The following is a 21,020-nucleotide window of genomic DNA, read 5'->3' on the forward strand; positions in this document are numbered from 1 at the left end:
AACTTATCAATGAAGAAAATTGCCCTCGCAATTTTGTTTTCAGCGCTTTACAGCCTGCCGGTTATGGCGCAGCAAATTCCCCGCTTTAACCCGGATACGCTGCTTACCGTAACTATTGATTCGGCTATTAATATTACGGCCAAGCGCCTTTCGGCCGAAACCTTTATTGACGAAATATTGCGTGATACCAGCTTTTACGAGGCTTTCCGCAATATGAAAAAATACACCTTTACTGCCGAAAATCAGCTTTATACGTATAATAAGCACAATAAAGTTGAAGCTAAGCTGTACCGTAAATTGCTGCATACGGTTAGTCCCGGAGCTGACAGGGTTAAAGTGCTGGCCCAACGCGACAGCGGCAAAATTTATAAGAAAAACGGCAAATACCAGCTTTACACCGTAGAAATGTTCGACTACATTTTTATGAACGCCTATAAATCCGCTTATTCGGCATCGGCAGAGTCGCCTGTTGGCGGCGGTACCAATCAATCGTATAAACAAAAGCTCAAAACATTATTGTTCAGTCCGGGAAGGCCGGTAAAAGGAATACCGTTTATTAGCGATAAAACCGAAATCTTTACGGCCAACATGCGGCAGTACTATGATTATAATTTTTACAGCGGTACATACCTAGATTCTATCCCGGTGTACCGCTTTAAGGTAACGCAAAAAACCGACCTTTCTAACTGGACGAAAAGCGGTATTATGATTAAAGAGCTTACCACTATTTTCGATAAGCGCAATATGCAGATCCTGGGCCGTTACGTAGATATGAAGTACAGCAACATGCTGTTTGACTTTGATGTGCAAATGAATATTGAGCTGGGCTATTTCATCGATGGCGAAACCCTGCTTCCTGTTAAAATAAGCTACCAGGGCAACTGGAACGTACCGTTGAAAAAGGAGGAACGGGTAAGCTTCCTGATACAACAGGGCGGTTACCGGTGAGCCTGGAATAGAAGCAGGAAGTGGAAGGTTTTAAGTTATACATAGTATGTTTTACGTTGTAGGTGGCGGATAGTTCATGGCTTATGGTTCATAGCCTGGAAGCGGAAAAAGGTAGAAGGAAGGTTTAAGGTGACTAATGATTCTCTGATAATTGATAGTTGATAATTGACAGCTGACAATGTAATGTGAATAACGAAGGACGAATAACAATTTAGCAATTAAAAAATCTCACGCCTCATATCTAAAATCCCGATAGACCAAAATTTGCGCTCAAGCGAATAATCGCTATCTTGCAATGCGAGAAACCTAAATACTTTCATTTGCATGAAGAAACTTTTACCTGCGTTTTTATTACTGATAACCTTCGCCTGCCGTAAAGACAGCTCGACATCTGTTCCCAGTACTGTGAGCAACCAAAAATGTTTATTGCTAAGCTCAACATCGCCCGATGGATATACCACTGCCATAGCAAAATATGAACTTGATTCTATTGTTACAGAAATAAAAACCACCAACGGGAATGAAGCCCTTAAATGGTATCTCCAGATAGAAAACCCTAAGCAATTTATATTTATGGACGGTGACAAGAGCCTGAAAAATGCTAAAACCAGAATCTATTTGAACGATTTTGGCAGCATTGAAAAGGAAATAGTTGTTACGCTAAATGCCGATGGGGTTACATTAACAGAGGATCCTGACCAGGTACGCTTGTTTACCTATAACAGTAAAAAACAGCTGATTAAGGTTGAATCAAGTATAGGAGATCAGGGTGTATATAAACTGACTTATGATAGTAAAAACAGGCTAAATCGTATATCAATACAGGATACTTTTGATGACGAAATATTTGTATATGAAAACTTTACCTACCTGGATAAACCTAAAAATGATAACTCATTTGTTGTTGCTTTTTTTGAATCCATGGCCATGTACCTGATACCATCAATACGTAATGTATATATTACAGGTTACCAGATCAATTCACCACTTTTCCCCGCTCTATCTACAGAGGCCAAATATGATTATACATTTGATAAGGAAGGGAATCTTAGTACCGTTCGTAACAGAATAAATACCTATGGGGTCGCTGTTGATACTGTAACACCCGTTACATTAAGCTGCAAATAACCACTGTCACAATGAAAAAAATGCCTAAGCAATTACTCACATCGGCAGTTTTTTTGCTGATATGTCTTTCTTCTAAAGCCCAGATTCACATCAATGGGCGTAATCCCAGCCGGTCATTTTGGGGCGGGCCGCAAAACGCGGTAAGTTTGTCATTCGGCAACATTATTTGGGTAGATGGTAAAAATGTAGCGCTTCCGGGCTACAGCGAACCCCTAAAAGCCGCCCATACATTCGGCGATTTCTTCTCGCTGGAACGGTATAATTACTCTTCGGGCGTTAAAGTTGGTTATGACCGGAAACTTTCGGATAAATTTTCATTGCGCACAGCTTTCCTTATAGCCAGGTTAGTTACCGGTTTGGTTTCACGTACCGATCTGATTACGAATGATAAATCCAGGATTGCACAGTTAAGCGTATTAGCCAGCTATCTGCTCACCAAAAACACCGATCACCGGTTGCAGTTCCAATGGCTTTTAGGTCCCGAATTTTTATATGCCAACAAAAATGTAACAGTATCACAATACATGGTTAATGACGATGATACCCCCGAAAATTATAATCAAAAAATAGCCATAGGTGAGGTTGGCATCGTAACCGGCCTGGGTATTTCGTTCAGAATTACCGAAAAATTTGCCCTGTTTTCGGAAGGTACAATGGGCATTTCTCTTCCGGGGAAAGGTTTCAAATGGAGCAATTCAGGCATAGGATTGAAGTATAACTGGTAATTACAGGTTTCGCTCTACATAATCTATCAGCGAGTGAATCACTTTAATGTGGATCTCCTGTGCCCGGTCTGCATATTCTGATTTTGGCGCACGAACTTCCACATCGCACAAAGCTGCCATTTTGCCGCCGTCTTTGCCGGTTAAACCGATAACTTTTAGCCCTTTGGCTTTGGCCGCCTGAATGGCATTAAGCACATTTTCAGAGTTGCCGCTGGTACTGATGCCTAACAGTACATCGCCGCTTTGGCCGATGGCTTCCACCATTCGCGAAAAAACAAACGCATAGCCATAATCATTGCTTACACAGGATAAATGCGATGGGTCGGATATGGAAATCGCTGCCAGGGCGGGCCGGTCATTGCGGTATCGTCCCGAAAGCTCTTCGGCAAAATGCATGGCATCACACATGGATCCGCCGTTGCCGCAGGAAATTACCTTATGTCCGTTTCGCAGCGCATCAACCAGCAACTGACCGGCCTGCTCTATTGTACGAAAATTAGCATCATCAGCCAAAAAGGTGGATAACACCTGCTCTGCCTGTTGAAAATGCTTTTTTATAGCTTCCATAATTACAGGGATAATATTTCAACCAGCTTTAGTAAGCCCGGGTTTAATTCGGAGATATGTTTGATGGCATTTTTAAACGGCGTAAATTCCACATGACCATTTACAACACCGGCCATTTCGCCTTTGCGTCCTTCGAGTAAGGCTTCAACAGCAGCTACACCCAGCCTGCTTGATAATACCCGGTCCATACAGGTCGGGCTTCCGCCACGTTGGATATGTCCCAAAACCGAAACCCTCGTATCGTAATTTGGGAACCGCTCTTTCACATTTTTAGCTACTTCGAAAGCGCCACCGGCCTCATCGCCTTCGGCTACAATAATAATTTTAGATGCTTTATCTTTTCGCCCGTACTCCAATCGGTTGAATAATTCGTTGATATCTGTTTTTAATTCGGGAATGAGTATACATTCTGCACCAACACCAATGCCGCTGCGTAGCGCTATCAGCCCTGAGTCGCGTCCCATAACCTCAACAATAAACAGGCGATCGTGAGATTCGGCCGTATCGCGTATCTTATCTACGGCCTGCACTACGGTGTTGATAGCGGTATCATAACCAATGGTGAAATCCGTTCCTACCAGGTCGTTATCTATGGTTCCAGGTAAGCCGATAACCGGCACATCAAACTCGCTGATAAAGATATTGGCGCCGGTAAACGTACCGTCACCACCAATGGCCACAAGTGCATCTACTCCATGAGCTTTCAGATTCTCGTACGCCTTCTTGCGGCCTTCTGTGGTTTTAAACGCCTCGCTCCGGGCTGTTTTTAAAATGGTACCGCCACGCTGTATGATGTTTGCCACAGATTTACGGTCCATTTCAAAAAGCTCGCCGTTTATCATCCCTTCATATCCCCGCATTATGCCCGTAACTTTTACATCATAATACAATGCTGCACGAACAACAGCACGTATTGCAGCATTCATACCCGGCGAATCGCCGCCGGAGGTTAATACACCTATATGTTTAACAGTGCTCATATTGGGAAAGTCAAAAGTTAAAATTAAAAAGTTAAAATAAAGATCATCTGCGATTTGAACGTTTCAATAGCTTTGAAGCTTTTTCTCTACGGCAATCTTTCAGCCAAACCATCTCCTCACAATTAACAGGGCCAAAAATGCAATAAAATCTTAAGATCTGGTAAACACAGATTATTTAACAGGAACACTAAATGCTATTTCTTCGGGAGGAAGGCATTGCCGGTCGCTGCAAACCATGTATTCCAGTTTGCCTTTTACGGTAGCAGAGGGAGTATGGAGCTTGATACGCTGCTGGAAAATAACCGAATTTTCAAAGTAACTTACATTCATATTGAAGGTTTTTTCAAATTTGGTTACCGGTTTGGGCTCAATGGTTTTACCCGAAAGAACATAGCTTTTTGATGGGGAAAATGTAAAAGAGGTTTTTATCGGGCCGCCATCGGGCACGTTTAGTGAATAAATATGCCACCCTTTTTCAATGGTGGCTTTCATAAAAATAACGGCTTCGGTAGCGCTTATTTTTTTGGCAGCGTACGACCATTTTACGGGTTTAAGCAATTGCGCATGAACTGTACTGCTTAACAGGACGGCCAGGATGATTATTATGCTTGTTCTCTTCATGTTATAATTCAAAAGTAAAAATTAAAAATTAAAAAGTTGAATCCCGTATCCCGAATCGTTCCTTCCCGGGACAGGCAGTACGGGAAAACCCACCCCTTGGTCTGTCCCCAGGACAGACCAACACTATTCGTTGGGGCCTGTCGGGGGACAGGCCGGGGAAAGCTCTTAACTTGACGCTAATACGAGACTTCGGGGATCGTCGAAATGACAATGTCCTTTGGCTTTTTAGATACCCTGTAGTAAAAAGGCAGTACAGGCAATATATAAAAGCATTAACTAAATGTGGGAGAACCGTAGCCTCGCAAGGAACCTTCTGTGTTGAAAATCAAAATCTGATAAACTGACCTGTTTTTGCGTTTTACTTTTTACTTTTGACTCCAACGTGGCATTCCCGAATGAATTAAAAGAAAGAATTATACTGGGTATTGATCCGGGTACAGCTATTATGGGCTATGGCTTGGTGAACGAGGCTGGTAGTAAAACTTCATTGATCAGCCTGGGCATTGTAAAGCTTAACCATTTTGACGATCATCCGCTGAAGCTGCAACACATTTTTAACAAAACGCTTGCACTGATCGACCAGTATCACCCCGACTGCCTGGCAGTTGAAGCCCCTTTTTATGGCAAAAACGTGCAGGTAATGCTGAAACTGGGCCGGGCTCAGGGTGTAGCCATGGCGGCAGCATTATCGCGTAATTTGCCCATTTTTGAATATTCGCCGCGTAAGATCAAGCAGTCTATCACCGGTAACGGAAATGCAACCAAAGAGCAGGTTGCTGCCATGCTTAAAACCTTACTTGGGTTCAATGAAACTCCCGAATTTTTAGATGCTACCGATGGCCTTGCTGTAGCTGTTTGCCATTCGTTTCAGAAGATCGGCAGATCGGGGAATAAAAAAAGTTATTCGGGCTGGGAGGCTTTTGTAAAAGAGAATACAAAGCGGATCAGGTAAAGCTTAAAGCAATAAGACCAATAATAGTACGGTTAATTATTGAAGATGACCTACAGGCTATAGCAGCATCTGATCCGAAGCAGGCCCGGAAAATTTACTAAGCTGTTGCATTCTTGCTGTTAAGCCAACAAACAGAACTATGTGTACCCAAGCGGTAACAACCTTGTTTCCTAAAATACTTTGAAAAGCCTGTAGCCTTTTTATTACTCCACCCTAAAGTCAGGTGCTGATATAATTTTCAAGCTCCCGGATAATATGCTTCTGATCTTCAATAATAAACTTCACCACATCGCCTATCGATACAATGCCGGTTACCTTATCGCCTTCCATTACCGGCAGATGACGGATGTGTTTAGACGACATCATTTCCATACATTTTTCAATGCTATCGTCCGGGCTGATCACATACAAGCCTGTTGATGTCATTACCTCTGTTATCGGTGTAGTTTTAGATGTTTTACCCAGCAATACTACCTTACGGGCATAATCGCGTTCGGTAAAAATGCCGGCTAACCGGTCCTGATCCATGACCAAAATAGCGCTGATGTTGTGATCCATCATAATTTGAAGCGCTTCATAAACAGTAACTTCACGTGGCACCGAGATCAGCCTGCTGGGTTTTTGCCTGAGAATTTCGCTTATTTTTTTCATAAGCTAACGTTTTACCTGGTTTTAATTAGTTTAATGAAAGTAAGTAAAATCACTGAATATTCATAACATTTTTTTTACAAAGCAATAAACAGCTACTGCTCCGCCCTTTCAGGGAACAGGCCGAAGAGACATAATTATCTATAACATAACGCTTATAGAATTTGATTTTTGCCTTTGGCTTTAAGTACGCTTTGCAGGTTTTTACTTTTGAATTTTGACTTTTGACGTTATACTTAGTAAGTTTAACCCAAACAAATTATCTAACCAATAAAGAATTATGAACCCAATCACTGAAATTATCCAGAAGGATACCACAGCAAATCCGGCCCCGCTGGGCTTACTTGGTTTTGGTTTAACAACCGTACTGTTAAACCTGCACAATTCCGGTTTATTTGAGCTAAGCTCCATGATCCTTGCCATGGGCATATTTTATGGCGGCCTGGCGCAAATCATTGCCGGTATTATGGAAGCTAAGAAAAACAACACCTTCGGACTTACCGCATTTACCTCGTACGGATGTTTCTGGCTCACACTTGTGGCCCTAATTGTAATGCCTAAGCTGGGCTGGATAGAACCCGCATCCGAAGAAAGTATGGTTGCTTACCTGGTTATGTGGGGAATATTCACCGGTTTCCTTTTTATCGGTACATTTAAGCTTAACCGGGCCCTGCAATTTGTATTTGCCACATTAACCATCCTGTTCTTCCTGTTAGCCATAGGCGATGCAACCGGAAATGCCGGTATCAAGCAATTTGCCGGTTACGAGGGTATTATTTGCGGAGCCTCTGCCATTTATACCGGCATGGCCAACTTGCTAAACGAAGTGTACGGTCGTACCGTTCTGCCCATTGGTAACGTAAACAAATAGATTTTTAAGTAAGAGTAAGAGTTTTTAAATTTACCATCTCAATATCACCAATTATCAGAATTAACTAACAATCATGAAACTAACAATTGATTCCTTTGAAGAGTACAAAAAAATATACGATTACAGTGTTTCAAACCCCGAAGCATTTTGGGCAGAAATAGCCGAGAATTTTCAGTGGCGTAAAAAATGGGACACGGTAGTTAAATGGAACTTTAAGGAACCCAATATCCGGTGGTTTGATGGTGCAACTCTTAATATTACCGAAAATTGCCTCGACCGCCATTTAGACACTATTGGCGATAGGCCCGCTATTATCTGGGAGCCCAACGACCCCGAAGAAAGTCACCGGGTTTTAACCTATAAGCAGCTGCATGAAAAAGTTTGCCAGTTTGCCAACGTATTAAAAAACAACGGCGCAAAAAAAGGCGACCGCATTTGTATCTATATGCCCATGGTTCCCGAGCTGGCCATTGCTGTGCTGGCTTGCGCCCGTATCGGAGCCATCCATTCAGTAGTATTTGGCGGTTTTTCTGCCCAATCTATTGCAGATCGTATACAGGATGCCGGCTGTACACTGGTTATTACGGCCGATGGCGGTTTCAGAGGAACGAAAGAAATTCCGCTCAAAAGCGTTATTGACGATGCCTTAGTGCAATGTCATACCGTACAAAAAGTTATCGTACTTACACGAAGCCGCACACCGGTATCCATGATAAAAGGCCGCGACGTATGGTGGGAAGATGAGCTGAAAAAAGTAGAAACGATGGGCAATCCGCCATGCCCGGCAGAAGAAATGGCCGCCGAAGACGAACTGTTCATATTATATACCTCCGGCTCAACCGGCAAACCCAAAGGTGTTGTGCATACCTGTGCCGGTTACATGGTATACACCGGGTACACTTTTGCTAATGTATTCAACTACCAGCCCGGCGAGATCTATTTCTGTACCGCCGATATCGGCTGGATCACAGGTCATTCGTATATCGTGTACGGGCCGCTATCGCAGGGAGCCACATCCCTGATGTTTGAAGGTATTCCAACCTGGCCGGATGCCGGACGTTTCTGGGATATTGTGCAGAAATACCAGGTAAATATCCTGTACACCGCTCCAACCGCAATCCGCTCGCTCATGAGCTTCGGCCTTGAGCCGCTTGAAGGTAAAGACCTGAGCTCACTCAAAAAGCTGGGTTCTGTTGGCGAGCCCATTAACGAAGAAGCATGGCACTGGTACGATGAACATATCGGCAAGCGGAAATGTCCGATTGTAGATACCTGGTGGCAAACCGAAAACGGCGGGATCATGATCTCGCCTATAGCCAATGTAACACCAACCAAACCGGGATATGCCACCCTGCCGCTGCCCGGAGTGCAGCCTGTTATAGTGGATGAGAACGGGAATGAAATAGCAGGTAACGGCGTAAGCGGGAATTTATGTATCAAGTTCCCCTGGCCGGGAATGTTGCGCACCACCTATGGCGACCACGAGCGCTGCCGCACCACTTATTTCGCCACCTACCCGGATATGTACTTTACCGGCGACGGTTGCTTACGCGATGAGGACGGCTATTATCGTATTACAGGTCGTGTGGATGATGTGCTGAATGTTTCGGGACACCGTATCGGAACTGCCGAGGTTGAAAATGCCATTAACATGCACTCCAGCGTAGTTGAATCAGCTGTTGTTGGCTATCCGCATGATATTAAGGGACAAGGCGTTTATGCCTTCGTGGTTTGTCCTGAATTGCATGATGATGCCGATCTTACCCGGAAAGATATTGTGATGACAGTTTCACGTATTATCGGGCCAATTGCCAAACCTGACAAAATACAATTTGTGTCTGGCCTGCCTAAAACCCGTTCAGGCAAAATTATGCGTCGTATTCTTCGCAAAATTGCCGAGGGCGATACCAGCAATCTGGGCGATACAACTACCCTACTCGACCCTGCCGTTGTTGAAGAAATTAAAGCCGGAGCGCTTTAACAGCATAACATCTAACAGTAAGCCACCTGATTACGGGTGGCTTTTTTGTTTGATATTTATATAATCCTGTATATTTAACTCATATTATCCGTACAGTAGAATACAAGAAAAATGCCTGTAACAATCCCCCAGGAACAAATTATTAGTAAAATAATAGTACTACGAGAAGAAAAAGTAATCTTAGACATTCATATAGCAGAAATTTACGGAGTGGAAACAAGGGTATTAAAACAGGCAGTCCGCAGAAATTCAGATTTATTCCCCGACGATTTTATGTTTGTTTTAAACGAAGTGGAAACCGAAATAGTGGTATCACAAAATGTGATACCTTCCAAACAACATTTAGGTGGCTATGAATTACTGGTAAAGAAGGAAGAAACACCGATGAGGAAAAGCATCGGATATCAGCTAAAATCTACAAAAGAAGAATAAACTATCTCCTCTTTACGTAAGTTCTTCACTATATAAGGGTTTATATTACAACCGGTTATATGCTTCTTTTGGAGAACCGGATGAAAAGTACAATCTTTGTAGAAAGGAATGTTATGACAGCTACAGATAACATCAGAAACAGCATAATTGATAAATTGCTGACCATTTCAAACAAAGACTATTTAACAGCTCTATATCAATTGGTAGACAAAAGTGCTGTTGGCAATGACATGGTAAAACTTTCTGAAGAACAGATACTCATGTTAAACATGAGTGATGAAGACATTAAAAACAATCGTATTATCTCTCAGGATGAGTTAGACCAGAAAGATTTAGAATGGTTAAAAAGTCTGTAATATGGACTGAAACGGCTTTAAAGCAAAGACGTGAAATCCTGAAGTATTTAACTGTTCAACAAAATACGCTGAAAGATTAATTAAAATAACAAAAGAAAAACAGCTTTAATATTACAAAACCCATATATCGGAAAACCGACTAATCATTTTGAGACTCGAACAACAGCTATGGGTAATTTTAGCATCTACTACAGAATAATTGAAGAAAATATTTTCATTACTGCATTTTGGGACAACAGGCAAGACCCAGGTAAATTGTTTGAAATACTAAAAAAATAAAGCAGAACTCGTACTTAAAGGCGGGCATATTAATCCACAGGTAACAAATCGCAAAACCAGAATCCGTTTTTAGTTTCTTCTGTACCATATTCTTTAAAAACAGTTTCGCCAATTGAAAACCGGATTGGGAATTTGAATACCGGCCCGTCAAAGCAGAAGGTATGGAATTCTCCGTTCTCACCGCAGGCGTCTACACCATTGGGTAAGCTGTTAATAAAATCGTTATCAATCACCCTGCCGGCAAAAGATTGATCCAATAGCTCCGCATTTACGCAAACTGTAATGGCTTTAAATCCCAATGCGATAAATTCTTCCATCAGTTGCCTGGAATCTTTTTGCCAAAGCGGGAAAATGGTCTTCATTCCCAATGGTTCTAACTGCCGCTCGCGGTATTGCCGTAAATCCTCCAGGAAAATATCGCCAAACGCGGCATACTCAAATCCCATAGCTTTTAGCTGAGTTACTTTTTGTTTCATCAGCATTTCATATTCAGCATTTGCGGGCTGCTCCGGTAATTCCAAAATTCCACCGGGAATATCTATAGCGGCAATTTGCTGTTCCAGCAATCTGGTTCTTAGGCCGTGCATACTTACCCGGTTATAATGCGTATTAACGGCGGTAAGCAAATATTCCACATTGTATTTCTTATCCTGTAACAGGTAATACAGCGCTAACGCCGAGTCTTTACCGGTGCTCCAGTTAAAATAGGTTTTGTGATGGGGCATTTGTATTTCAGTTAAAGCTCAAAAGTAAAAAAAGAAGGGATTTACGAGCTATGATCTTAGAATTACGATTTAAACGATCTTAGAACATTGAGGCCTCATCCCTAACTTCACTTTTTGCCGGTTCTGTGAAGACACGAACCGGGCGTTAGCATTTTCTGCAATAATGCAATAATAGTAGCACTGGCCTGTCCCGGCTAAACCGGATTGTAGCGGATACCGGCCTGTGGCTAATGCCTTGCAGGCGTATGAGCGTAAAGCCGGACTACCGTAAAACAGCAGCACGGCTTTTGCTTTTCAAATTATTTAAAACTGCAGGTAGCTGCAAACCAGCAATATAATGTATTGCAAGATCAGGATGCCGTCGAGGTAAAAGAAGTAGTAATATTCGTTGCGTTCCCAGTTGGATTTAAAGATCAGCCATCCGGCCAGCACAATGCTGAGGGTTAGCCCGATAAAATTGGCATCGAGGGTTTTGTTAAACAGGAAAAGCAGTACGAGGTATAATGCCAGCAGAAACAGGCAAAATAAATAGGCCCGCTTTTCGCCTACAATAACGGGGATGGTTTTCAGCTCGTAGGTTCTGTCCTGGAACAGGTCGCGGATATCGAACGGGACGGCCAGCGCCGCGATGAATAAAAAGCGCTTGGCCAGCAGCAGGCCGGTATCGCGGGCGGAAACAACGAAATGGTGGTTATTTTCCAGCTCAAGTACGGGCAGCAGCACACAGCTTGCAGACCATACCACGGCAATGAGCAACAGCTTGATGCCGGGGATGTTACGCAGGCCGAAGCGCTTATCCTGCCAGCTAAACAGCGGCAGATTATACGCAACGGCTATTATTCCTAAAAGGCCCAGTAAAAGCAGTGATGACATGGATAAAAATAGCGCCAATGGAATAAGCGCCAGCACGCAGATAATGGTGATGGAGATCATTAAGCGTTCGTATTTAAAGAACCATCGTACCCGCCTGAAAGGCGATTCTTCCGGGATTGCCGGTTTGGCCAGCAGGATGCTGAAATTGTACAGTGCCAGCGTAGCGCAAAATAAAATGCCGGGCACGTACAGATCGGGAGTGGTGTATAGCAACTGGTACGTTACCAATGCCTGTGCAACGGCGCAAAGCGCCATGAAAATGTTGCTGAATAGCAGGAAGTCAAGAAATTGCCGGAACAGGTTTTTCATGTATGCTAAGCGGGAACAGGGCCTCGCTTAAGCTCAAATATCGTAATTTCGGGCAAAACTCCAACACGGCCGGGGTAGCCCAGAAAGCCATATCCCACGTTAACATATAATTGCTGCTGCTTTTCGCGATAAAAGCCTGCCCATTCTTTATAAATATATTTTATAGGGCTCCACTGGTAATGCTCGGTTATGATACCGAACTGCATGCCATGTGTATGTCCGCTGAACATGATGTCGATTTGCGGATATTCGGGCAGCACCTGTGCCCGCCAGTGCGATGGATCGTGCGATAGCAGCAAGCGTACCGGTGCATCCTCGGTGCCTTTTACGGCCAGATCCATGCGGCCATATTTCGGGAAACGCCCGGCGCCCCAATTTTCAATACCCAGGATGGCTATTTCGGCTCCGTCGACTTTCAGGCGGCGGTTTTCGTTCATGAGCAGATCCCAGTTCAGGTTTTTATGGGTGGCTATCACGTCTTTCAGGTTTTTAGCCTTTGCCGGCGATGGCTTGGGCCCGAAATAATAATTGCCGTAATCGTGATTACCTAAGGTAGAGAATACGCCCAGGGGAGCTTTTACCTTTGAGAAGATGTCCTGGTAATCCCGCATTTCGCTGGCCAGGTTATTCACAATGTCGCCTGTAAAGAAAATAAAATCCGGCTTTTCGGCCAGCAGCATCTCCACGCCGCCCAACACCGCTTTTTTGTTATAAAAGCTGCCGGAGTGAATGTCGGATATTTGCCCCAGGGTGATGCCATCAAATTCTTTGGGCAGGTTGGGCAGGTAAACTTTGCGGCGTTTTACCTGGTAATCGTAAGCGCCTGAGACTATTCCCCAGGTAAGTCCGGCAAACGGAACAGCGGCTACCGCGATACCGGCTTTGATGATAAAGTCTGAGCGGGATATTTTCTCTCCTTCGGTACGCCGGACAACTTCCCCGGCAGGTTTCTTTTTACTGAACAGCTTGCGCCAAATCCAGATAACGCTGCGTCTTAAATCGTCGATGAGCACAAAAGGCAGCAAAAATATCTTGGTAACAACGGTAATAAAGAACGCAACCAGCAGGATGGAACGAATGCTTAACCGCAGGTTGAAAAACACACCAATGAATACGCCGATTATCAGTAAAAAGGAATATCCCCACCATACGTAAACAAAAGCCCGGTGCTTTTTGGCGCCCCATTTGGGCTTAACGGCACGTATAGCCCTGAAAATGTAATAATCTATTAATAGCAGTAAAATGCTGATGCCTATTAACGGAAGTATGCGGTCGGACATGAGTTATAAAGTCAAAAGTTGAAAGTCAAAAGTTGAACGTAGTGAAACCCCGAGCACTCGGAGTCAAAAGTTGAAAGTTAAAAGAGCCTGTGTGTTGCATAAACCAATACTATACAGACACACAGCACCGGATTTTGTTACACAGACTCCTCATAACGGCTTATTCGCCTTCATCTTCTTCGAAACCGGCGCTGAACAAGCTGTTGAACATATCGGTAAAGGCAAAACCATTATCCAGGTGCGATTTATGCAACTGTGAAAACTCGGCCAGCCCGTGCAATAGAAATTCCATGAGCAGATATTGCTGGTTATCACTTAAACCGGGATGAAATTTTTTGACTACCACCCGCAATCCCGGCACGGTAAGCAAGGCTGATTTATAATCCTGGTCTGACAGATCATCCAGCAGGTTAATGGTATTCCCGGCGGCAAACCAGTCCACAATTTCTTCGTAAGGATTGGTTTGCTTTGATTTTTTAATCTTTTCAGGGTCGGGGAAGTACCGGGCCATTAAGGTTTTAATGGCTTTGCCCACCAATATAGTCGCTACCTTGGCAGGCCCCTCCTGCTCGCCTTCGTACACCAGCTCTATCTTGCCGGTTATTGCGGGTATAATACCCAGGAAATCTGAAATACGTACTGCCGTCCGTTTTTCATTGTTTAGCAGCAGGCGCCTTTCGGCGGCACTGACCAAATTCTCATAAGCCGATATGGTAAGCCGGGCAGACACCCCGGATTTTTTATCGATATACTCCGACTGCCGGGCTTCAAAAGCAATTTGTTCTACCAAATCCTTCACCAGGCCATCTGCTTCAATAGCGTTGCGCTGCTGGGTAGCCAGGTTAGCTTCCTGCTGGGTAATTTTCCGGGAAATTTCTATGCTTCGCGGATAATGGGTTAGTATCTGGCTTTCTATACGGTCTTTCAACGGTGTTACAATGCTTCCGCGATTGGTATAATCTTCCGGGTTGGCGGTAAACACAAACTGGATATCCAGCGGCAACCGCAGCTTGAAGCCGCGTATCTGGATGTCTTTTTCCTGCAGGATATTGAACAAAGCAACTTGTATGCGGGCCTGCAGATCGGGCAGCTCGTTAATAACAAATATGCCTCGATGCGCCCGCGGAATAAGTCCGAAATGAATTACCCGCTCGTCTGAATAAGTCAGCTTGAGCGTTGCTGCCTTAATGGGGTCAACATCGCCTATCAGGTCGGCAACGGTAACATCGGGCGTAGCCAGCTTCTCGGTATAACGTTCTGACCGGTGCAGCCAGGCTACCGGTGTGTCGTCGCCTAATTCCTGTAGCCGCTGACGTCCGTACCAGGATATGGGATGAAAGGGATCGTCGTATAACTCTGAACCTTCGATATAAGGGACATATTCGTCCAGCAGGTTGATCATGAGCCGTGCAATACGGGTTTTTGCCTGTCCACGCAAACCCAGCAGCAGAATGTTGTGCCGCGATAGAATAGCGGTCTGCAGGTCGGGGATTACGGTATCTTCGTAACCGATGATGCCTTCAAAACCGGCTTCCTTGTTTTTTAGCTGCTTAACCAGGTTTTCGCGTAATTCTTCTTTAACGGGTCGTGATTTGTACCCTGATTTTTTTAATGCTCCGAATGTTGTGATCTTATTCATTAGCCTCTCCTAAGATGTTTTCTAAAAAGCCGATTTCCGTCATCCTGAACTTGATTCATCCCGTACGTACGGGATAAAGCACCATTTATGCTGCTATTGAGGAGATTCCGGATCAGGTCCGGAATGACGTAAGGCTTTTCAGGAACCACCCTCCTTTTTGTAATTTTAAATATAAGCCTTCCGGCTTACCGAACCGTTTTTCTGCGGTTGCGGATATAATCTTCAAAAATATATTCGCCCAATCCTTTTAATGAGCTGTAAAATGCCCGGCCACCGTTTACTTCGGTAAAAGTACGTACAAATTGCTGCAGGTATGGATCGCGGGCTATCATAAAAGTAGTAATGGGAATTTTTAACCGTTTGCATTGCGCCGCCATGTTCAATGTTTTATTGATCACCTTGCGGTCGAGGCCCATACTGTTTTTGTAATACCGGCCGTTCTCTTTCAGGCAGGTTGGCTTGCCGTCGGTTATCATAAATATTTGCTTGTTATGCGTTTTACGACGACGCAGAATATCCGTAGCCAGCTCCAGTCCGGCATACGTGTTGGTATGATACGGGCCAACCTGCAAATACGGCAGATCTTTTAGCGTAATGGGCCAGGCGTCGTTACCGAATACCACGATATCCAGCGTATCTTTAGGATATTTTGTATGGATAAGCTCCGCCAGCGCCATAGCTACTTTTTTAGCCGGTGTAATACGATCTTCGCCATACAGGATCATGGAGTGCGAAATATCGATCATCAGCACGGTTGAGGTAAGCGTTTTAAAATCTTTTTCCTCTACTTCCAGGTCGCGTTCTGTAAGATGAAAATCGCCAATGCCATGATTTATCTGTGCATTGTGGATGGACGTCGTCATATCGATCTGGTCTGCTGAGTCGCCAAACTGGTATTCGCGGCGGTCGGCATTCTTTTCTTCTCCGTGGCCGGATTTGGAGGTATTATGCTGTCCCTTACCGGATTTTTTCAGCTTGCCGAATATTTCTTCCAGCGCCGACTGCCGGATGCTCTGCTCGGTTTTAGCGGTGATCCTGATCTCGCCGGAATTACCGTCATCGTCAATATAGCCCTGCTTCTTCAGGTCTTCGATAAAATCGCCCATACCGTATTCATCGGTGGTGAGCTGGTATTGCTTATCCAGCTCGTTCATCCAGGCCAAGGCTTCGCCGGCATCGCCCGATGTGTAATTAAGCAATTCCAAGAACAGCTTGAGCAACTCGTCGAAGCCGCCCTTAGGCAACTGCCGCGGAATGAATTTTGAAAACTGGTAGCCCCGCATAATTTCCTTTCTGGAATAACGAAAAAACGAAGTTAAAAGTTTGTTAGCGCAAGGTTGTTAGGCTGGTGTAAAAAAAGTTGATGGCTGGTGGCGAATGGTTCATGGTTCATGGCGGATAGTCCGAAAGTCGGGAAAGTCCGGAAGACCGGAAGCGAAACAAGAACATAGAAGTAAGAGAACAAGAAAGCTCGGAAGTAGGATAAGAAAAGTTTTACGTTATAAGTTTTACGTAGTACGTAGCAGGGTGGAAAGCAGGCGACAATTAAACGAATAATCAAATAATGATATTACTATCGGCAATTACAATCACTTTGCAATCATTGTTTCAAGCCATTTTTTAGTAATGTTGCGGTTTATCTGGTCAGATAGCTGCTGAATCTCCGCCTTTATATTAACTTTCTTTTTTGCGACAGGCTTTGCTGTGCTTTTTTTTACTTTCTTTTCCACTATTGTTGCCGTTAACTACTGTTCTTATTTCTCATAAAAATAAAAAAAACAAAAAACAAAAGCTATTTGTCGCACCTGATATTTATGGCTTATAGTCGGAAAAGTTTGGAAGACCGGAAGAGAAACAAGAACATAGAAGCAAGAGACAAGACGAAGAGGCAAAAGGTAGAAGGTTTAGGATGTAGGGCAGAAGGTGAGCTAAAAGCCTAAAGCAGAAGGCCTGAAGCGATGTGAATGATGAGTTTAGGTTTACAAATTCCCTTTGTACCTCCACACCGGCTTAAGTTTAAGACTCAGATTAAACACTCATTCCTTGTGGGATCCTTCGGTGATCTTACGTTCCCGAACGTAGGATCACCGAACATGGTACGAAGATGTCCCGGTAAAATACCTGGTTAAACTTTAAATTGAAGGAATTGCGTGACCAGCGTATTTGTTTAAAGCAAGTTAGTAAAATTCTTTAAGTAATTCGCCATAATATACCTGTACGCCGTCATATCGAACCTATATGGCAATTGCCGGGTTTACGGGGTTTGTAAAAAATTCTGGTGGGGTAAAAACAGAAAGCTCCAAAGCTAAAAGCAATATTGTTTAACTTTTCTACCTTCGAAAGATATAATTAAATACAGATGAGTTAAAAATCATATTAAATAGCGTTTTGCTTTAGGATTCCTGTTTCAGAAACCGACCAAAATTTTCTAACACTACAGGAAGTAAAGTGGAAACGCCTGCGGTAAAACGCGGGCGTTCCTTTTTGCTTTGTGGTGTGGGCTCTTGGTCGGGCCTCTGAAACGAGTAGAGGAATTAGCCTGCGCTTTTTTTGTAGCATATAAAAACCAAAATTAACAAATGAAAAAAGCAATCGGCATTGACCTTGGAACAACGAATTCGGTTATCGCATTCAAAGAAACAGTTTTAAAAATTATCAGAAATAGTGACGGAGAAGAACTTACTCGTTCGTACATTGCACTTAACAATGGAGAACCTTTTGTTGGACAAAGAGCGTATATGATAATAAAGCGAGCCCTCAGTTCCACCTTTCAATGATGTTATTCCGTATTTGTAATATGGGTTATCAACATAAAATATGCATTGACTGAAGGTCTCACAGGTTCAGACTTCACAGGTTTTATAAACCTATAAAGTCTGAAGCAATCAGAACGTGTACGAAAATGATAAAGAATAATTGCTGCCGGATTTATAACGGCTTATGGTTTCATCTGCACCGCCCGTGTACGATTTGCTGTTATCTTTGTCCCAGTATAATACGTTATCTTCATTCAGAATATCGCCGGCATTGAACTTCACTTCGCCTTTGTTTCGTAATACTTTCAGGCTGAGCTGTAAATCGATCACATTGCGGGGAGCTTCCCACATACTTGGGAACAATTGCCCGGCCGCCTTAAATATTCTGCGTCCTACCCGGTTATATAAGGCATTGAAAGTGAGCTTATCCTGTAAGAAAGCGTGTTGTAATCCACCGTTGATAACATACGGAGCCTGACCAACCATTGGCCTGTTCTTTTCTATCAGCAGTGGATTGTTCGGGTTTTTTACTTCCGATTTTACCAGCGATACATTGGTATATAACGTAGTGTTTTTGAGAAAGTTGCTTGCCGCGATAAAATCCAGCGATTTGCGTATTTCAAACTCCAACCCGTACACATTGGCCTTTTCTGAGTTGAAATAGGAGATATTGGGCAGGGAATTAGCATCGTCAATATAAGCTTCTATGGCATTGTTGAAGTTTTTATAAAACGCAGAAACTGACAGGATCTGCCCGGCCGAGGGATAGATCTCGTAACGGAGATCCATGTTGTCTATCAATGCTCTTTTTAGATCGGGATTACCGGTTTGCGAGGCCAGCAATTCAAAGTCATAATAAATAAATGGAGCCAGCTCCCTGAATTCCGGACGGGCCAGGCTGCGATAGTACGATGCCCGTAAATTGCTCCTGGCCGTTAAGCTGTATGTAAAATTGGCCGATGGTAATATATCCAGGTAATGCTGCTCAATGGCTTTTTGCATAGGATCTGGCGTAGTGAGGTTCAGGCTGAACTGCTCTGCCCGTACTCCCCAAAGCACACGCAGTTTTTCGCCGATTTTATTATCCAGCATGGCATAAGCCGCATTGGTAAAGGCATTTGCCGTGTAGTTATCGGTTAAGTTAGCAATATCATTCAGTTGGTAAACATTCCGTTCTATTAAATCTTCGCCGAATAACGTTTCGATAGGCCGTAACCTGATCTCATTAAGATCGGGTGTGCTGACAGGCAATACCAGGGTGATAAAGCGGGCGCTAAAGTCACGATCACGGTACTGAGATGACAGCCCGAATTTTAACAATGCTGATTTGCTAAACATGGTGACCAGGGTGGAGTAATTAATACCGGCTGAATAATTGTTCTCATTCATGCGGGAAAATAAACGGGCATTCTCTTTGCCGGGCGAAGTAACATTGGCAGAAAAACCGGTTGATGGATCGGCCTGGTATGAAGCGATATTGCGCTGGTAGCCGATCTTACGCTGATCCGGCTGATTGTTCAGTACATTGCTGTACGCTAATGACCAGTTTAATTTGTTGTTATCACCAACTTTATGTATCCCTTCAATGGTTGATTTAAACAGCGATTTTTCTAACAGATCGAAAGCATAATACCGGATCTCGTCGTTTTGCCGCAACACACCGCTTCTGTACAAAAACTGGTCATCAAACGATTTATTATAGATGTTTTTGAAGGTTATCTTGCTGTTGCCGAAGCTGTATGCGAAATTAGCCAGGGCTCCTAAGCTGGTAGAAAATTTATACTGATTGTCGGTATATTTATAATCGTAGAAGCTACGCTCAAGATTGGCGTTGGTGTTTTGTGCGTTACGATAGGTTAACGATACAATGGCTCCAAGCTTTTTATTGCCGTTATCGAAGTCTTTTACGCGTCCTATAGTAAGCTGGTAGTTCTGGCTGGGTAACGCGTTATGATTATAAATGTTCCAGTCCCGGGGCAGGCTTTGTATAGCAGCCTGATTTTGTACGGCGGTTAAACCGTTAACAATCTGGTTGCGTGATGGAAAATTGTTGCTTAAGCTTTTGCTGTTATTGTCAAAACCGAAATAGTTCAAAGTGTTTCTCGGGCCGCTTTGAAAATCTTTAAATGTAGAAACGGTGTTATATCCTACACCAGCACCTACGGTTATAAAATTGTTGTCCGGAATGTCTTTGGTGCGTATTTGTACGGCTCCGCCTGTAAAGTCGCCGGGTAAGTCGGGGGTAGCGGTTTTACTGATCACCAGATTGTCAACTAAACCTGATGGAACAATATCGAACGAAAATGCCTTGCGGTTAGGTTCTGTACTGGGCAAAGTTGCATTATCCAGCATGGCGGTATTATACCGGTCGCTTAAGCCACGCACAATTACAAATTTGTTATCCTGTATGGTAGCGCCACTTACCCGTTTTAATACATCCGAAGTATTTTTATCCGGCGATTTTTTTATCAGTTCTGAAGATACGCCATCGGTTATTGCACCGCTGTTTTTTTGTTGCGCATATAATGAATTGACCGACTCTTGTTTGTAACTGGCTGTAACAACCACCTCATTTAATCGGATGTCCGATGATTCTTCCAGGATAATATTGAGCGGAGTTACATTGCCTGGTTTTACCTCTACACCTGTAATGCGTTTTGTTGCGTAACCTACGTATGATATTTCGAGGGTGTAAGTGCCCGGGTTAATACCGATGAGAGAGAATTTTCCTTCCACATTGGTGGCAATACCCTTGGTTGTTCCTGCAATTTTAACTGAAACACCGATCAGTGTTTCGCCGGTCTTTTTATCAGATATTGTTCCTGAAATTCTTCCGGGAACCTCTGCCGCGAAGATCATTCCGCTGTAAAACAGAGCAACTACGGCGAATAAAAGCGTTTTTAGATTAATTTGTGATTTCACTTGCTGCTTATTGTTATGCAGGCAAAAA

General features: G+C 43.6%; 20 protein-coding genes. 9 read left to right on the top strand and 11 right to left on the bottom strand.

Annotation, left to right across the window (positions count from 1 at the left end; translation table 11 throughout):
- Positions 1-9 precede the first annotated feature (9 nt).
- From FW774_RS03575 to FW774_RS03585, 3 genes are all read left to right on the top strand, one after another.
- Positions 10-948, top strand: coding sequence for a hypothetical protein (locus FW774_RS03575; RefSeq protein ID WP_149346759.1), 939 nt, complete (start codon positions 10-12; stop codon positions 946-948).
- Positions 949-1,272: 324 nt separating this feature from the next.
- Positions 1,273-2,076: a hypothetical protein gene (locus FW774_RS03580; RefSeq protein WP_149346760.1), complete on the top strand. Its 804-nt coding sequence runs from the start codon at positions 1,273-1,275 to the stop codon at positions 2,074-2,076.
- 11 nt (positions 2,077-2,087) lie between these two features.
- A complete protein-coding gene (locus tag FW774_RS03585; RefSeq protein ID WP_149346761.1) occupies positions 2,088-2,801 on the top strand; it encodes a hypothetical protein in 714 nt (237 codons plus the stop codon).
- On the opposite strand, the gene lpcA is transcribed toward FW774_RS03585, so the two are convergent.
- The 3 genes from lpcA to FW774_RS03600 form a co-directional block, all read right to left on the bottom strand.
- On the bottom strand, positions 2,802-3,368 hold the full coding sequence (lpcA, locus tag FW774_RS03590; protein ID WP_149346762.1) for a D-sedoheptulose 7-phosphate isomerase: 567 nt from the start codon (positions 3,366-3,368) through the stop codon (positions 2,802-2,804).
- A gap of 2 nt (positions 3,369-3,370) precedes the next feature.
- Positions 3,371-4,348, bottom strand: a complete 978-nt coding sequence (gene pfkA / locus FW774_RS03595) for a 6-phosphofructokinase (RefSeq protein WP_149346763.1) — start codon at positions 4,346-4,348, stop codon at positions 3,371-3,373.
- Positions 4,349-4,519: 171 nt separating this feature from the next.
- Positions 4,520-4,969, bottom strand: a complete 450-nt coding sequence (locus tag FW774_RS03600; protein ID WP_149346764.1) for a protein-disulfide reductase DsbD N-terminal domain-containing protein — start codon at positions 4,967-4,969, stop codon at positions 4,520-4,522.
- A 382-nt stretch (positions 4,970-5,351) separates the two neighbouring features.
- Between FW774_RS03600 and ruvC the strand changes: the two genes are divergently transcribed.
- Positions 5,352-5,921: a crossover junction endodeoxyribonuclease RuvC gene (ruvC, locus tag FW774_RS03605; protein ID WP_262714429.1), complete on the top strand. Its 570-nt coding sequence runs from the start codon at positions 5,352-5,354 to the stop codon at positions 5,919-5,921.
- 219 nt (positions 5,922-6,140) lie between these two features.
- On the opposite strand, the gene FW774_RS03610 is transcribed toward ruvC, so the two are convergent.
- Positions 6,141-6,572, bottom strand: a complete 432-nt coding sequence (locus FW774_RS03610; protein ID WP_149346765.1) for a CBS domain-containing protein — start codon at positions 6,570-6,572, stop codon at positions 6,141-6,143.
- A gap of 277 nt (positions 6,573-6,849) precedes the next feature.
- On the opposite strand from FW774_RS03610, the gene FW774_RS03615 reads away from it, so the two are divergent.
- The 4 genes from FW774_RS03615 (at position 6,850) to FW774_RS03630 (ending at position 10,209) form a co-directional block, all read left to right on the top strand.
- On the top strand, positions 6,850-7,440 hold the full coding sequence (locus FW774_RS03615) for an acetate uptake transporter (RefSeq protein ID WP_149346766.1): 591 nt from the start codon (positions 6,850-6,852) through the stop codon (positions 7,438-7,440).
- Between the two features lie 73 nt (positions 7,441-7,513).
- A complete protein-coding gene (gene acs, locus FW774_RS03620; protein ID WP_149346767.1) occupies positions 7,514-9,421 on the top strand; it encodes an acetate--CoA ligase in 1,908 nt (635 codons plus the stop codon).
- A gap of 111 nt (positions 9,422-9,532) precedes the next feature.
- Entirely contained in the window at positions 9,533-9,853 is a 321-nt protein-coding gene (locus FW774_RS03625; protein ID WP_149346768.1) for an ORF6N domain-containing protein, read from the top strand.
- Between the two features lie 80 nt (positions 9,854-9,933).
- Positions 9,934-10,209, top strand: a complete 276-nt coding sequence (locus tag FW774_RS03630) for a hypothetical protein (protein ID WP_242457702.1) — start codon at positions 9,934-9,936, stop codon at positions 10,207-10,209.
- 308 nt (positions 10,210-10,517) lie between these two features.
- Here FW774_RS03630 and FW774_RS03635 read toward each other — a convergent pair whose 3' ends face one another.
- The 6 genes from FW774_RS03635 to FW774_RS20345 form a co-directional block, all read right to left on the bottom strand.
- Positions 10,518-11,213 (bottom strand): diphthine--ammonia ligase, encoded by a 696-nt coding sequence (locus FW774_RS03635; RefSeq protein WP_149346769.1) that lies wholly within the window; start codon positions 11,211-11,213, stop codon positions 10,518-10,520.
- A 303-nt stretch (positions 11,214-11,516) separates the two neighbouring features.
- Positions 11,517-12,395, bottom strand: a complete 879-nt coding sequence (locus FW774_RS03640) for a UbiA family prenyltransferase (protein WP_242457703.1) — start codon at positions 12,393-12,395, stop codon at positions 11,517-11,519.
- Between the two features lie 5 nt (positions 12,396-12,400).
- Positions 12,401-13,675, bottom strand: a complete 1,275-nt coding sequence (locus FW774_RS03645; RefSeq protein ID WP_149346770.1) for a metallophosphoesterase — start codon at positions 13,673-13,675, stop codon at positions 12,401-12,403.
- A gap of 160 nt (positions 13,676-13,835) precedes the next feature.
- Positions 13,836-15,314 carry a sigma 54-interacting transcriptional regulator gene (locus FW774_RS03650; protein ID WP_149346771.1) on the bottom strand — a complete coding sequence of 493 codons (1,479 nt, stop codon included), beginning with the start codon at positions 15,312-15,314 and terminating at the stop codon, positions 13,836-13,838.
- Between the two features lie 185 nt (positions 15,315-15,499).
- Positions 15,500-16,597, bottom strand: a complete 1,098-nt coding sequence (locus FW774_RS03655) for a vWA domain-containing protein (protein ID WP_149346772.1) — start codon at positions 16,595-16,597, stop codon at positions 15,500-15,502.
- Between the two features lie 306 nt (positions 16,598-16,903).
- Positions 16,904-17,044, bottom strand: coding sequence for a hypothetical protein (locus tag FW774_RS20345; RefSeq protein WP_187774794.1), 141 nt, complete (start codon positions 17,042-17,044; stop codon positions 16,904-16,906).
- A gap of 849 nt (positions 17,045-17,893) precedes the next feature.
- Here FW774_RS20345 and FW774_RS03660 point away from each other — a divergent pair.
- Positions 17,894-18,091 (top strand): Hsp70 family protein, encoded by a 198-nt coding sequence (locus FW774_RS03660; protein WP_149346773.1) that lies wholly within the window; start codon positions 17,894-17,896, stop codon positions 18,089-18,091.
- A 108-nt stretch (positions 18,092-18,199) separates the two neighbouring features.
- On the opposite strand, the gene FW774_RS03665 is transcribed toward FW774_RS03660, so the two are convergent.
- Entirely contained in the window at positions 18,200-20,992 is a 2,793-nt protein-coding gene (locus FW774_RS03665) for a TonB-dependent receptor (protein ID WP_242457705.1), read from the bottom strand.
- Positions 20,993-21,020: the final 28 nt, after the last annotated feature.

Source organism: Pedobacter sp. BS3 (assembly GCF_008274585.1).
Lineage (GTDB): Bacteria > Bacteroidota > Bacteroidia > Sphingobacteriales > Sphingobacteriaceae > Hufsiella_A.